This window comes from Nonlabens sp. (assembly GCF_047636915.1).
In the GTDB taxonomy this organism is placed as follows: Bacteria; Bacteroidota; Bacteroidia; order Flavobacteriales; family Flavobacteriaceae; genus Nonlabens.
In genome coordinates, this window is the sequence record NZ_JBLIGN010000007.1 from 1 (window position 1) to 14868 (window position 14868).

Consider the following 14868-nt stretch of genomic DNA (forward strand, 5'->3'; position numbering starts at 1 on the left):
TGAGAGTAATGCCGTATTTACTGAAAAAGGAATGGTCATGTACTTCAACAGGAACAATACAAAACGTGTTAAAATAAACGGAGAAAGGGTTTCTAATATTCAATTGTATCGAGCAGAAAAGGTGGATAATAAATGGACTAACGTTACCTTATTACCTTTTAATAATGATCTATATAGCATAGAACATCCTTCTATAAGTAAAGATGGTAAAACTCTTTATTTCTCAAGCAACATGTCAGGAGGATACGGAGAGTTTGATCTCTACAAAGTGATGCTCCATACAGACGGATCTTATGGCGATCCTATTAATTTAGGAGCTTCTGTTAATACAGCGTTCAGAGATCAATTTCCTTACATCAGCACTATCAATACGCTGTATTATGCAACTAATGGGAAACAAGGATTAGGAGGCTTAGATATATATAGAGTGAATATGATCAATGGAGAATTTGATAACCCCATCAACCTAGGCAGTAGTATAAATAGTCCTAGAGATGATTACGCTTTTATAATTGATGAAGTAACTAACGAAAGTTATTTTTCTTCCAACAGAGATGGTTTAGATCAAATTTATTCAGGGAAAAGAAAAGAAAATATACGTGCTAAATATATGGTCATTGGTAGGGTACAAGACAGCATTAGTAAAAAAATATTGCCGGGATCACAGGTTTCATTATTTGATGAGCACGGAGTGGTCATAAACGACATCCTTACGGGAGGTGATGCTTCTTATACATTTAGACTTGAACCTAGTAAAAAATATACTGTGCGGGCAACTAACAGCCGTTATATTCCGCAAAACATATCTTTTTCTACCCAAAAAGACGGTAAGATTAGTCACGATATCCTTTTAACGCTTCTATCCTATGAAAATGCAGAAGAAATTATAAAACAAGATCGTAAAGGAGATATACAAGTAGAATTAGAACAAATTTTCTTTGATTTTGATCAAGCTGTCATTAAACGCCAAGCTGCTGCAACTTTAAAAGATCTGGTAACTATTATGAAGAAATATCCTGAAATGAATGTGGAAGTATCGGCACACACTGATATTCGTGGATCCAGTGAATACAACCTTCTTTTATCTAATAAACGTGCCGAATCAACAATGAAATACTTAATCAGTCAAGGAATTAATAAAAATAGGTTGCGCAGTATAGGCTACGGTGAAATGCAACCACTCAACAATTGCATTAAAGAAGGCCTTTGTTCTGACGAAGAGTATGAAATAAACCGTCGGTGCGAATTTACAATTATGCAGTAACAACCATCATTACATTCATAAATCCCAATCAGCTGTACAGTTGATCGAGAATTATTTAATGCAAAGTTATTGACCTAATCTATTGCTTTTCCGCTTTCGCCAAAGCGAGAATACAATTCACACTCATAATATGTTCGTATGCTATTAGTTGAAATTTACAATATCATGATAAAACATCAAATTAGACCTCTATCCTTTAATAGCGGCATCTTTACATAAGTTGCAGAGCTTTTTACTCTATGCAGTAATGAATCCAGGCATATTCCTGTGTATGGAGCCTAATTGTAATCACATTGCTGTAAAAATTTTAAAGATGAAGTGACAAAAGGGCAATCTGTCACGTGTCTTGGGGCTTGAATGGTTAATATAAATCACATAATTTGATACAAAACTTAATAATTTACTAAAGCTGTATTAAGAATTTTATAAACAGACCAGAAAATGATATAAGAATTGTAAATTTAGGTTAAAATCATCCTTATGACTATTCAATTTAATTATCAGCATGTTTCTGGAAGTGAAGAACTAGAAAACTACACGAAAGAAAAATTACAGATCATCTTTGACCGTTACAGTTGGGTAACCAGAGCAGATGTTTTTTTTAAGACTGAAAATACATCAAGTGATGAAACTGGAAAAATTGCACAAATAAGATTAAGTGCTCCAGGTCCTCGACTCTATGCTGAAGAAAGCCATGATACTTTTCACGAGTCGGTAAATAAGGTAGTTGATCAATTGAAAACACAATGTGAAAAAAGAAAAGCCACTATAAAAACACATTCATAATATGATTTCTCTAGCTACAGATCCAAATCAAATTGTACTCTTTTATAACTCCAATCAAAAAAGTCACAGAGAAACTCTTGCTTATTCAGAGTCTTCCGGCAAAAGGCTCCTTTCCATCGATGTGTCGAAAGATAAAGTTGCGGGAACTGCTTGGACTGAAATTGCAGATGCGCTTCAAATAAGAGTAAGCGATCTTTTGCATACGGACCATTCTAGCTATGTAAAGAAGTACGGGGAACATCACGACATCGATTGTAATGGGGCTATTAAAACATTGCAAAAAGATCCTGACATGCTTATATTTCCTATAGCTATTCAAGGTGAAAAGGGTATGGAAATAAAGCTTTACAGTGAAATGTTAGCCTTTTTTGACATGGATACTGCGTCCATACGCATTCCATAATATCATCACTACCTAAAAATTCTAAATCCAGCTCTTTCGAGTTGGATTTTATCATTCCAATCAACTCACTGATATGATCATTTGGATATCATTTATTGCTTTAGTTAGTGTATTTTTATTTCTAGATCTTTTTGTTTTTAATAGAGAAGCGCATGTCATCAGCACAAAAGAAGCTTCTAAATTTACAGCCCTTTGGGTTGGTATAGCCTTGGCATTTACCGGGGCAATATATTTGATATATGATGGGAATTATATAAATAACCCAGATCAGTTGACCGCTGTAGATGCTTCTTTAAAATACGTAACTGGCTATCTTATTGAGCTATCCCTAAGTATTGATAATATTTTTGTTATTGCAGTAATCTTAAAGTCCTTCTCGATAGATCAAAAATACCAGCACCGTATTCTATTTTGGGGCATTGTTGGTGCTCTTGTCTTTAGAGCATTGATGATTCTGTTTGGTATTGCATTGATCAATGAAATCAGCTGGATGACTTATATCTTTGGTGCTTTCTTGCTGTATACCGCTTTTAAAATGATAAGGAGCAATGAGGAAGAATTTGATCCTAAAACTTCAAAAATTTATAAAATATCTAGAAAATTATTTCCGGTAACAGACCGCATAGAAGGACAACAATTGTTTATCAAAAAAATGGGCAAACGTATGGCTACTCCTCTATTTCTAGCTCTTGTAGTTATTGAATTAACAGATATTCTATTTGCTTTAGATTCTATTCCTGCCATACTAGCTATTACTTCAGATCCATTTCTTGTGTTCTCCAGTAACATTTTAGCTATTATGGGATTGCGTAGTATGTACTTCTTCTTAGCTAACTTATTAGATCAATTTAAATACATACATTACAGTTTGGTCGCTATACTTGCATTTGTAGGTTTTAAAATGATTCTAGTAAACTATGTGCATTTTCCAGAATGGATTTCTTTAACTGTTATTCTTCTTTCTCTTCTTCTTGGAGGTATATTTTCTAAATATTATAAGACAACTTAAAATGATAAAAAAGACGGAAGAAAGTCTGCTACCTTATTTATAGCTTAAAAACAGAGGAACGCTTGCCCTAAAACCTTCCTTTCCTTTTCTAAGACCGCTGAATACTAAGTGCGGTACCTTTTATAGGTTCAAACATCAGCTATTAAAAATTAGAACAGGTCGCTTCTCTAAAATTACAAAACTGGCAATATTAAAAACCAGTGGTTGAAGCTCAGCGGGAAATACAAAAAATAATTATCAAAACAGGTCACAAATCATAACACCATTATGATCCAAAGAAGAATTATCAATTTTATATCAGTACACTTTAAAAGCCCCTCGGTAATATTGTGAAGACCTGTATACGAAGGTAAAATAGATTTTTATCCATGGAATTTCTAAAAGCAAAGAAGCCTTAAATACAGGATGTTTAGTATTCAAGGCTTCTTATATTTATTCTATGAAGTATCCAAATGTTCTAATAAAAATTAATTTAATAGTACGTTACAGCAAAAGAACCTATTCTTCTTTCACATCTCCGGTTTCTCTGTAATCTCCATTAAAAACAAAATCGTTTTGCTTTTTGCGACTTCTCTCGCCGGTTTCTGCCTCCTGTAAAAAGTCTGGAACATTACTCAATTCTCCTCCGTAATATCCTACTGCAATGGCGGTAGCTACATGATAGGTATCCGGAAATTTAAATTCTTTCTTAGCTTTTTCAAAGTCAAGTCCGGCCATTTGATGAAAAGCTATTCCCATACTTTGTGCCTGAAGAGCCATATTTGCACTAAATGATCCTAAATCGTGCGGCGCATGGTAATTATCATCTCCTTTTGCCGTCTTGGTATTGACAACTCCTAGCAAAAGAACCGGTGCGTTCTTTGCCCATTTTTGATTGAATTCTACGAGCACATTCATAATGCGATCATAAGCTTCACTTCCTTTGATTCCCCAAACAATATTCCAAGGCTGTAAATTACTAGAACTAGGTGCCCATCTTCCTGCTTCAAAAAGAACTTGTAATTCCTTTTGGGAAACTGGCTGATCAGAAAAAGTTCGTGGACTCCATCTGTTCTTAATTAGATCATGAACCTCATGTTCTGTTGGAGTTTTCTTGAATAAATCTGTTGTATTTATATCCATTATAAATTTTATTTTAAATATAGGAGAATAATACATTCCCTTACCGATGCTTTACAAACCTTTAACCATTGTGATGTATGAATTTCAAAAATAGAATTACCTAGTTAAGCAGAATTACGACTGGCGTTGATATTGCCATAAAGTGATCTCGTTACCATACGTTCGTAAGTTTCCATATTCTTGGATTCTTTTTGAGCCTGAATGTCTTGAACCATTTTTAAGGCATACTGTTGTATGGTTAGTAAAGGCAATACGATATTTTCTCTGGCTTGTATACTGGCGCGTCCAGCGAGTTCATTTTCCATTAAAGAATTCATTCCTGAGATCATCAACATATACTTTTTTGAACGTTCGTACTCTTCATAAATAAGCTTCCAAAATGATCCATAAACAGCATCATGTTCCATATAAGCAGTTAAACCAAAGAATGACTTAGTAAGACTCATCATGCTATTATCTAACAATGTACGGAAAAACTTATTGTTTTTGTAAAGTGACTGAGCTTGTTCCCAATTCCCAGCTTTATCCATCGTTTCTAGCGCAGTACCTACACCGTAAAAGCCAGGTACATTTTGTTTTAATTGACTCCAAGATCCTACAAAAGGAATCGCTCTCAAGTCTTTGAATCGCAACTCGGCACTTCCAGCTCTTTTGCTTGGTCGACTTCCTATATTTGTTTTTGCATAATACTTTAAAGTGCTCATTTTTTCTAGATAAGATAAAAACTGAGGATGCGCTTTAAAATCCGTGTAAGCTTTGTAACTGGTATCTGCCAATTGATCCATAGTAGCTTGATCTGATGGAGAGAAGTCGTTTGCATCACTGGCGTAAACGGCATTACTTACTCCACTACTTATCATCTGTTCTAGGTTGTACTGACAGCTCTCTAGCGTTCCGAATTTAGAACTAATAGTCTGACCTTGAATAGTTAACTGAATGTGTTTTGCTTCAATTTTTGTCCCCATAGAAGCATAAAATTGATGGGTTTGACCACCACCACGCGCCGGTGGCCCTCCTCTACCGTCAAAGAAAACTATGGAGATGCCAAATTCTCTGGAAACGGAAGTCAATGCTTCTTTTGCTTTATAAATAGCCCAGTTAGCCATTAAATAACCGCCATCCTTTGTTCCATCGCTAAAACCCAACATGATATTTTGTGTATCACCGCGTCTTTGAACATGTGATCGGTAATTTTCATTCTCATAAAGTGATCGCATAACAGATGGTGCGTTAACGAGATCAGGAACGGTTTCAAATAAGGGCACTACATCTATTTTAGGTTGCGTCATGTTACACAAACGCAACATTGCATAGACCTCCATGATATGAGAAGCCATTTGTGTGTTGGAAATAATATACCGGTTGCAGCCTTTTTCACCGTTGCGTTCTTGGATGTTTTTAATCGCATAAATACTGCTTAACGTGCGCTGTGTGTACTCGTCGTTATATTCGTTAGGATCTACAGATCCCTCTACCTGTGAGAGTACATTTATTTTTTCCTTTTCTGATAAGTCGTTATAATTAGAAGGTAGTTGCACTTTTGAAAAAGCAAGAATCTCGTCAAAGACTGTATCATGGGCACTGCTATCTTGACGTATATCTAAAGTGGCAAAATGAAATCCAAATAATTCCACCTTGTGAATAAAACTGTCTATCTGGTCTAAAAATAGGGAGTTGTGATCCTGAAAAACGAGTGTTCTGATAGATGTCAATTTATGAATAAGGTCCTCTGGGGTAAAATCTAGCACTTCTGTCTCAAAAATAGCCTTATAACACATAGATTCTATAACGGCAAGCTGTTCTTCTACCCCTTTAAAAGTGAGTCTTCTACGTAATTTACGAACGTCTCTGTAATAATTTCTAAACAGTGTAGCACGCAACCTTTTGGCAACATCGAGAGTGATTTCTGTGGTAACAAATGGATTCCCATCCCGATCTCCACCAGGCCAAAAACCTATTTCAACAATCTGATTCTTAAACTCCTCTGGATTTTCAATATGCGTTTTTAGGTAATCGTAAATATTACCCATGGCATTGTAAAATACATTTTCTAGGTACCAGATCAAGCTAATAGCCTCATCAAAAGGGGTTGGTTTTTCTTTATTAAAAAAAGGAGTTTTTCCTAATTGAGATAGCAATAATTTCACTTCTTGAATCTGATTTGCTTTGATGGCTTGTCCTAAATCATTTAAGATTCCCAATACAGCACCTGGATAAAATTGTGTAGGATGTGCAGTTAAAACGGGGCGCACTTTAAATTCTTTTAAGTAAGCGGCAAGTTCTTCTGTTTTATCTAATTCTACTGCTTCTTCTTTTATACTTCTTAAGGTTCCACGACCATCAAGGTTATTTACTTTACTAAAAGCCGCATCTTCAATAGCATCAAACAATACCACCTGACGCTCGATGTATTGTATAAATTTAAAAAGCATAGTCTCGCGCTCCTTCTCTTCTGTATCTCTCATGTAGCGTTCAAAGAAGTATTGAACAATTTCTGTAGGGTTTTTACCTTTTTCATAACCACTTACACATAACTCGTGAAATAAGGGCAACAGTCCGCCAGTATTAGAAATCTGATCAAAAGGCAGTGTCATGAAAATACCATTGAAAATTTGGTATTTAGATTCTACTTCATTTTTGAATCGTTCAATTTTTGGCAATCTTGACATAAGGTCGGTAATTTAAATTAATATTGAAGTTTTTATAAAGCGGTTTTTAAGGCGACTATTTTAATCGCGTCAGTTACCGTTTGCATTTCTTCCATGTCTTTTTCGTCCAGTGTAATATCAAAGGCATCTTCCACATCTAGAGCAATATCTACTAAATGCGCACTGTTGATACCTAAGTCCTGCATTAAATGACTGTGCAACTGTATAGCATCACTACTTACATCCTGTGGTAAGTAGACGTTGACAATTTTAAAAAGCTTTTGCTGTATTTCGTTTTCTTGCATGTTTGTTTTTTCAATAGTTGTCTAAAAATACCATCAAAATATGGATTTCCCTTAATGATAAGGACGAGTTTAAGAATATAAACTATTGATTATAAATTAAACAGTGGTGTCAGTTCTTTTTTTTCGCAATACACCGTTAATAATTGTAATTTTTAAGAATAACGCAAGCATTCACATCTCCAAAACCAAAACTTGCTTTGGCAAGAATATTAATAGCGGCTCCCTTAGATTGTAAGGGCACGCAATTAGTATCTATCAAATCTGTGATTTTAGAATGTAATGCAGTAATATTGCTATTCGCATAGATTTTTTGTTCTCTCAATTGCAGTACAGCACCCACCAGTTCCACACTTCCAGCCGCAGCAAGGCAATGACCTATGTAAGATTTAAAGGTATTGATAAGAGGGAAGTTGTTTCCTTTGCGACCTAATGCTTCAGACCAATTTTGAATCTCAAACGCATCTTTTGAAGTTGCGGTTAGATGACCGTTGATCGCATCTATTTCTTCTGATTTAATCCCAGCATCTTTTAAGGCCAGGTGGATACAATCTTGTACTGCTTTTCCGTTAGGAGCAGTCATAGAACCATCTCCACGATGTCCGCCAGAATTTACCGCTCCGCCTAAAACTTCTCCATAGATAGGGACACCACGATTTTGAGCACTTTCTAGACTCTCGAGAATAAATGCTCCAGCACCAGATCCAGGAACAAATCCAGCCGCATCATTTGAAAAAGGTCGGCTTGCATTTTCTGGATCATCATTGTATTTTGTTGGTAAAATGCGCATCGCATCAAAACCACCCCAAATGTAAGGCCCAGAATCACTGGTTGATCCTACGAGCATTTGAGTTGCTTTTCCCGCAGCAATACGTTCATATCCCATTAAAAAAGCTTCTGTCCCAGTACAACAGGCACTCGAGTTACTGGTGACCATATTTCCACAACCCAACTCACCCGAAAGCCAAGCACTTATGCCGCTGGTCATGGTTTGTATCACACTGGTACTTCCTAACCTGCGTACTTTTCCATCATCTATTAAGTTAATGGCTTCTCTGTATTTCTCGCCACCACTTTGTCCCGTTCCAAATATGATTCCCATTTCAGACATAGCTTTTTCTGGACCAGCAATTTCTAAGCCAGCGTCTTTAAAAGCTTCTTTTCCTGCGATAACTCCGTAAACGAGACCACTGGCTTTTAAACCTCTTAATTGCAAAGGAGTAAAGTTTTGGGCTAGCAATTCTTCCGTTATTTCTGGTGTTCCAGAAACCTGGCATCCGAAGTTTAAGTCTCTTAATTGTGGATCAAATCGCAGTCCAGAGATCTTTTCTTGTAAGGCTTTCGCGAAAGCGGAAACACCAATAGCATTAGGTGCCACAACACCCATTCCTGTAATTACAACTCTATTCTTAGCAGTTATTTTCATTCCAGGTCTAAATTACATCATCTTTATTTTAAAAATGCTATTTACCTTGTTAGACTTTTGAAATAATCTGTACACATATACCCATAAAGTAGATTCTCATGCAGTGCAAAATTTTATATGCTTAGAATTAATAACAGGTGGAAACGGGTTACTAAATAACAGCTTCCTCCTGCCAACCAATTTTCAACAATTCAAAAGAATTGGAGAAAAAAGGAAACTGGGCAAGTAGATTAAAGTTGCCTTAGCATAGTTTTAATGGATCTAGGCTTACCTCTCTTACTGAATAAAATCAACTGGATATACAAGACAAATAGAATTGTGTAGGTCATGGAACAGCAGAAATAACTTTAAACAAGGCATACCGACACAACTTATTTGAAAAAGGATGCTTTGCACCACAAATTATTAGTTCTATAAATGTAGGGAACTGAAGAAATCCTTGTGGCGATTTAAATGATTTTGAAGGTGGTAGGACAGGCTATTAAAAGTTAACCTAGGTTTGGGAAGTCGTTTGGTACATAAACGTATCTTTCCTACAATGATCCATTTTGATTACAGATTTGAAATAAGAAACAAGGTTACTAATGGTTTTTTTTGGTAAAGTATCCTGTTTTTAATCATCTAATTCTCAACAGACCATCAAAATCATGATACCAAAGAATTAAAAAGCAAGTACTGTTTCTAAACAGTATTTAATACATACAATTATGAAATATACTTTGGCTTTAATTATAGCAATATCCTTTCTCATGGCCTGCAACTCACAGAATAAAATAGTGAATGTATCAACGGAATCTGTTTCTATTCCATTTCCTGAAAGCACATCTGAAATAGAGTCAAGGATATTTGCGGAAAACGATATTCAGGAACTAGACCGAAGTATACGCAGTGCAAGATCTATTGCGTTAAACAAAGAAGTCTTTGATCACAGCCATTTTAATGCGCTTCTTAAAAAGTATGTAAAGGAAGATGGTCGGGTGAACTATGCTGGATTTAAAAAAGATAAAAAGATTTTAGAAGCATATCTTGAAACGATACGAACAAATAACCCAAAGACCACTTGGAGCAAAAACGATAGGTTTGCTTATTATATGAATGCCTATAATGCAATGACCATTGATTTGATTATCAAAAATCATCCCATAAAAAGCATCAAAAACATCAATAATCCTTGGGAGCAACGCTATTGGAAAATAGGCGATACATTTGTTAGTTTAGAAGAGATTGAGCACGATGTTCTAAGAAAAATGAAGGATCCGCGCATTCATTTTGGGATCAATTGCGCTTCGTTTTCTTGTCCACCATTGATGAACGAAGCTTTTACAGCTGCGACTGTGGATACACAACTAGAAAAACTAGCGGTACAATTTATCAACGACCCCAAACGAAATAAAATAACAACGGACCGTGTGGAGATCTCTAAAATATTCAGGTGGTTCTATGAAGACTTTACTAAAAATGGAGACCTTATTTATTTTCTGAATACCTACAGCAAAGTGAAAATTGATAAAAATGCACGTGTGCGGTATATGGATTATAATTGGGAATTGAATGAGTAGAACAGAGGATTGCCCGCTGCGCTTCTAGCGTATAGACTTTCACTATTATTGAAATTTATGTAGGGCTTGAATAAACAAGATCATTTGCTCAAAATCATACCACTCATCCAGCCTTCAGCGATTTTATTCTCGTTTTCATCTATCATTTGAACAAGGACTTTTAACTTTCCAAATCTGAAATACTCTTTCTTTGCCGTTACGATAACTGTGGTTTCTGGTAAAACGGTGTTTAGAAAAGTGATGTGGTTTTCTGTGAAGACAAATTGTGGTCTTCCCTCCTTTTCCTGAATTAAATAGCTACCTAAACAAGCTAACCCTATCTGAGCCATACATTCTATTAGAATCACACCAGGAGTCACTGGATGGTCTCTAAAATGATGTTGGTAGAAATACTCTATCTTTTGAAACCTGTAAACACCTATCACACTATGTTCATCGATCTCTAACAACTGATCTACAAATTTGAATCCGTCGCCGTAAGGTAAGCTGTCTACTATTTTTTCTAGTGGATTTAGGAGCATTTGTATTGATTTGAATTATTAGTATTTGGATACATTTACTTTCTAAAGGTGAGACCCTAGTGACTATTTTACTTTTGTTTAGCCTGATGCTTTAAAAAACCTACTCTTTACAGCTGAGAAAAAGATTCGATTTACTTTTATTGAAGCGACTCGCCGCCATCCACCTTAATGACTGTTCCAGTAATCCAGCTTGCTTCTTCCTTACTCAACAAATACACCACATTTGCCACACGCTCTGGCGTTGTTAATTCGTTATGCGGATTTCTCACTAAACTCGCTTTCTTAAGCTCTTCATACATAGGGATCATACTTAAACTTAAGGTGTCTGTAACTCCTGCTTGAATGCAGTTGGATGTGATTTGGTACGGTGCAAATTCTAAAGCTATGCTTCTGTTGATCGCCTCTAATGTTGCTTTTGCCGCACTTACAGCAGCATAGGATGTCATAGGCCGTATGCTTCCTTCACTAGTAAAGCTTAATATTCTAGCAGGTTTTGCAAATAAATGTGCTTCAAAAAGTGCCTTGGTCCAACTGTAAAGACTTATTCCCATGGAATGAATCGTTTGCTGGAAATCATTTGTACTAAGTGTATGAGTTCCTGTTAGCGGCTTTAGATTACCTTTTGAAATGCTGTGCAGCAATACACTCAGCTTTTGATCTTTTAAAAAGGCTTTTATCTTTAAAAGATTTTCTTCTAATCTATCTTCTCTAGTGGCATCGCTATTTATAGTAAGTAATTCAACCTCATAAGATCTAAGTATATCAAATTTAGCTTTCATCTCTTCGGTTTGCATTCTAGCGGCACGATAAAAGATAATGAGATTCATACCGTGTTGAGCAAGTTTTAAAGCACTCGCATATCCTAGGCCACTGCTACCACCTAAAATTAATGCGTAGTTCTTTTGAAACTCTTTTACCATTCTAATAGTATCCTTTGTGCTGTAAAACCAGGACCAAAGCTCAACATCAATCCCTTAGAGCCTTTGTTTAGTTCACGACTCATAAACCGTTCTAAAACAAATAGAACCGTTGCGCTACTCATGTTCCCGTAAATACGCAATACTTCTTTCGTATCGTCTATGTTTTTACCTAATTTATGAAACAGTTCTTCAACGGTCTGAACTATTTTTTTACCACCAGGATGAAAAATCAAATGATCAATGTCATTAATAGTCAGGCCATTTTTTTCTAAAAACGGATGTATGATCGCAGGAAAGTGACTGGCTATAGTTTCTGGAACAGCTTTGTCCAGCACCATTTGTAAACCACTATTCACTAGATCAAAACCCATCATATGTGTCGCATCAGGAAAGTGATACATTTCATGTGACTTGATCATCGGTCCTTCATCTTCTTCACAAGAAGAAAGCAATACACAAGCACACCCATCACCGAAGATGGCTGCACTAACCATATTTGCCATAGAGAAATCATCAAGTTGGAAGGTTGCTGTTGGTGCTTCAATAGCAATGACAGCCGCTTTTTTGTTCGGGTTGGCTCTTAAAAAATTCTCAGCATAGATCAATCCAGAGATTCCTGCAACGCAGCCCATTTCTGTTACTGGTAAACGCACGATGTCTTGACGCATCTTCATAGCGTTGATCAGATACGCATCTATAGACGGTATCATAATTCCAGTACAACTAACCGTAATGATGTAGTCAATCTCCTGAGCATTCCAAGATGCCTTTTCGAGGGCATCCTCTAGCGCTTTTTGTGCCAGTGGAACTACTTCTCTTTTATAAATAAGATTGCGATCTTCAAAAGAAGTTCTTGTAAATACTTCTATAGGATCCATGATGGAATACCGCCTATCCACGCCAGCACCCTCAAAAATCTTGATGGTTTTGCGTCTCAATCGCTCGTCCTGACCAGAAAGCCATCCTTCTACAAATGGTAATATATCTTTGGTCTCCTTATAATATTGTGGGGTTACCTTGGTAACACATTTAATTTTTACGCTCATCTATTGGAATTACCCATATAAAACGGAACGACCACTTCCATGTCCATCGGTCACTTGTTGTGCCTATTGCAGCGGCATATTTCTTGAAATCTTTAACTTTAAAACCGGATGCGATACTGATCAGACCGTCGTGTTTTGAGATATCATGCTTGATAAAAATAGGACTTAAATATTTAAAAAACAGAAACGCAAGTCGGTGTCTGTGCAAATCGTTGATAATGATGCTTTTGGTTGTAATCTCTATGAATTTTGAAAGAAAATTTACAATTTCTTCATCGTCAAAATGATGCAGGGTTAAAGAGCTTATTAAAATATCACATGGTATTTCTTTAGGGTCAATTTTAAGGATATCGCTTTCGCGAAAGCTTAATCGGGACAGTCCAACACTCATGTCTCTAGCTTTAACAATAGAATATGCTGCAAAATCTAGGCCTAGAAAACTGATGTTTTTGTGATCCAACTGTTTTTCTAAATAACGCAACATCTCGCCATCTCCACAACCAGCGTCTACAATAGTTAATTTTTGATTGGGATATTTTGAAATTTCTTTTTTTACAGCACGGAGCATAAACTTAAAACCACCTAACAGACTGTTGACCGTATTGATATCATCTACAGCATGTTGTAAGGTCTTTTTATCCAGTTCAGGATCATCCATCCATTCTGAATCGGTGTTGCGTTTATGAGAAGCGTACTTGATATCAGATAGGTTTCCCATGAGTGCTTTTTATAATAATGGATAATAAGAAAGGGAATCTGCGTAGGAACCAAAAACCTAACTTCGTGTAGGTCTTATTTAAAAGAATTCCTTGCAGGACACGGCCTATTTTTAATCGTCTGTTAAAGGTTTTTTTCCATCTCTTAGAATAATTGGCTAATGCTTGCTCTCTTGATAGTTCTTGTTTTAAGTAAGGCTGGAGTTCTTCAAAAGCGATCTTAGCACTGTGAATAGCCATTGCCATACCGTTTCCACAAAGTGGGTGGATCAATCCAGCTGTATCACCCATCATGAGAATGCTGTTCTCTACCGGTTCTTTCTTTTCAAAAGAAATTTGTGAAATGGTAATAGGTTGCTCCCAAACAGGTCTCGCATTTTTAAAAAAAGAATCTAAAAATTTATTTTTAGAAAGCACTATCTTATTAAAATCAGAGACATTTTTATGTTGTTTAAAAGAGTCATAACTGGCTAGATAACAAAGATTCACATGGCCATTTTCTACTTTAGAAACACCTGCATAGCCCCCTTCAAAATTGTGTAATTCTACTAAGTTATCCTGCATGTTGTATTCATAATGCATCTTTACAGCAAGCCAAGGTGATTTTTGCCGAATAAAATCACGATCTAGTTTTTTGTCTAACAAAGATCGTTTACCCGTAGCCATAATAAACTGTTTGCAACTTAACTTATAAGAGGAAGTAGTAACGGTAAAAGTATCGTTTTCATATAAGGAATCAATAACTTTTTCTTGAAGGAAGCCTGCGTTTGCAATGGCCTTGTTGTACAGTAATTCATCGAGATGATAACGAGAGATTCCTTTTCCTCCTTGTGGCAATGAGCATTCTATTTCTTTGTGACCTGCGGCAGTAAACTTTAATTGTTCCAGATTCATGGAAGATTCCCGATTGAGATCAATATCTAAGTCTTTTAAGAAATCAATCACTTCGTTACTTAAATACTCTCCACACATTTTATGTCGCGGATAAGCGTCTGGATCTATAAATAGGACGTCAAAATCCTTTGAAAACAAGATGGACGCTGTCAGCCCAGAAAGACCGCCACCGGCAATAATAATATCGTATTGTTTTTTCACTATTCAAAGATAGTGGCTATTGATAGATCAATAGTTAATTAGACTCATTAT

At 36.1% G+C, this 14868-nt stretch carries 14 protein-coding genes; 5 read left to right on the top strand and 9 right to left on the bottom strand.

The annotated features are described in order from the left end of the window. The 4 genes from ACJAT0_RS02210 to ACJAT0_RS02225 all read left to right on the top strand — a co-directional run. Window positions 1-1264, top strand: a 1264-nt coding sequence (locus ACJAT0_RS02210; RefSeq protein ID WP_415180330.1) for an OmpA family protein, incomplete at its 5' end; no start/stop codon positions are given. A gap of 480 nt (window positions 1265-1744) precedes the next feature. Further along, complete coding sequence (locus ACJAT0_RS02215; protein WP_374002625.1) at window positions 1745-2050, top strand: HPF/RaiA family ribosome-associated protein; 306 nt, start codon at window positions 1745-1747, stop codon at window positions 2048-2050. 1 nt (window position 2051) lies between these two features. Continuing rightward, a complete protein-coding gene (locus tag ACJAT0_RS02220; RefSeq protein ID WP_415180331.1) occupies window positions 2052-2453 on the top strand; it encodes a hypothetical protein in 402 nt (133 codons plus the stop codon). 73 nt (window positions 2454-2526) lie between these two features. Then, on the top strand, window positions 2527-3462 hold the full coding sequence (locus tag ACJAT0_RS02225) for a TerC family protein (protein ID WP_374002627.1): 936 nt from the start codon (window positions 2527-2529) through the stop codon (window positions 3460-3462). A gap of 498 nt (window positions 3463-3960) precedes the next feature. Here the strand turns inward: ACJAT0_RS02225 and ACJAT0_RS02230 are convergent, their stop codons facing one another. The 4 genes from ACJAT0_RS02230 to ACJAT0_RS02245 form a co-directional block, all read right to left on the bottom strand. Further along, window positions 3961-4584: a nitroreductase family protein gene (locus ACJAT0_RS02230; protein ID WP_374002628.1), complete on the bottom strand. Its 624-nt coding sequence runs from the start codon at window positions 4582-4584 to the stop codon at window positions 3961-3963. Between the two features lie 104 nt (window positions 4585-4688). After that, a complete protein-coding gene (locus tag ACJAT0_RS02235) occupies window positions 4689-7253 on the bottom strand; it encodes a phosphoenolpyruvate carboxylase (protein WP_415180332.1) in 2565 nt (854 codons plus the stop codon). A gap of 32 nt (window positions 7254-7285) precedes the next feature. Further along, entirely contained in the window at window positions 7286-7537 is a 252-nt protein-coding gene (locus tag ACJAT0_RS02240; RefSeq protein WP_374002630.1) for an acyl carrier protein, read from the bottom strand. A gap of 136 nt (window positions 7538-7673) precedes the next feature. Then, complete coding sequence (locus tag ACJAT0_RS02245) at window positions 7674-8960, bottom strand: beta-ketoacyl-[acyl-carrier-protein] synthase family protein (protein ID WP_415180333.1); 1287 nt, start codon at window positions 8958-8960, stop codon at window positions 7674-7676. Window positions 8961-9667: 707 nt separating this feature from the next. Here ACJAT0_RS02245 and ACJAT0_RS02250 point away from each other — a divergent pair. Then, on the top strand, window positions 9668-10519 hold the full coding sequence (locus ACJAT0_RS02250; protein ID WP_415180334.1) for a DUF547 domain-containing protein: 852 nt from the start codon (window positions 9668-9670) through the stop codon (window positions 10517-10519). Window positions 10520-10599: 80 nt separating this feature from the next. Here ACJAT0_RS02250 and ACJAT0_RS02255 read toward each other — a convergent pair whose 3' ends face one another. From ACJAT0_RS02255 to ACJAT0_RS02275, 5 genes are all read right to left on the bottom strand, one after another. Further along, complete coding sequence (locus ACJAT0_RS02255) at window positions 10600-11040, bottom strand: 3-hydroxyacyl-ACP dehydratase FabZ family protein (RefSeq protein ID WP_415180335.1); 441 nt, start codon at window positions 11038-11040, stop codon at window positions 10600-10602. Between the two features lie 137 nt (window positions 11041-11177). Continuing rightward, the gene (locus tag ACJAT0_RS02260; RefSeq protein ID WP_415180336.1) at window positions 11178-11960 is read right to left on the bottom strand and encodes an SDR family oxidoreductase; all 783 of its coding nucleotides are present in this window, start codon (window positions 11958-11960) and stop codon (window positions 11178-11180) included. Beyond that, window positions 11954-13006, bottom strand: a complete 1053-nt coding sequence (locus ACJAT0_RS02265) for a type III polyketide synthase (protein WP_374002635.1) — start codon at window positions 13004-13006, stop codon at window positions 11954-11956. Before ACJAT0_RS02265 ends, ACJAT0_RS02260 begins: the two co-directional genes overlap by 7 nt. Next, window positions 12990-13724: a methyltransferase domain-containing protein gene (locus tag ACJAT0_RS02270; RefSeq protein ID WP_415180337.1), complete on the bottom strand. Its 735-nt coding sequence runs from the start codon at window positions 13722-13724 to the stop codon at window positions 12990-12992. The genes ACJAT0_RS02265 and ACJAT0_RS02270 overlap by 17 nt, the downstream gene beginning before the upstream one ends. Beyond that, window positions 13708-14817 (bottom strand): NAD(P)/FAD-dependent oxidoreductase, encoded by a 1110-nt coding sequence (locus ACJAT0_RS02275; protein WP_415180338.1) that lies wholly within the window; start codon window positions 14815-14817, stop codon window positions 13708-13710. The genes ACJAT0_RS02270 and ACJAT0_RS02275 overlap by 17 nt, the downstream gene beginning before the upstream one ends. Between the last annotated feature and the right edge of the window lie 51 nt (window positions 14818-14868).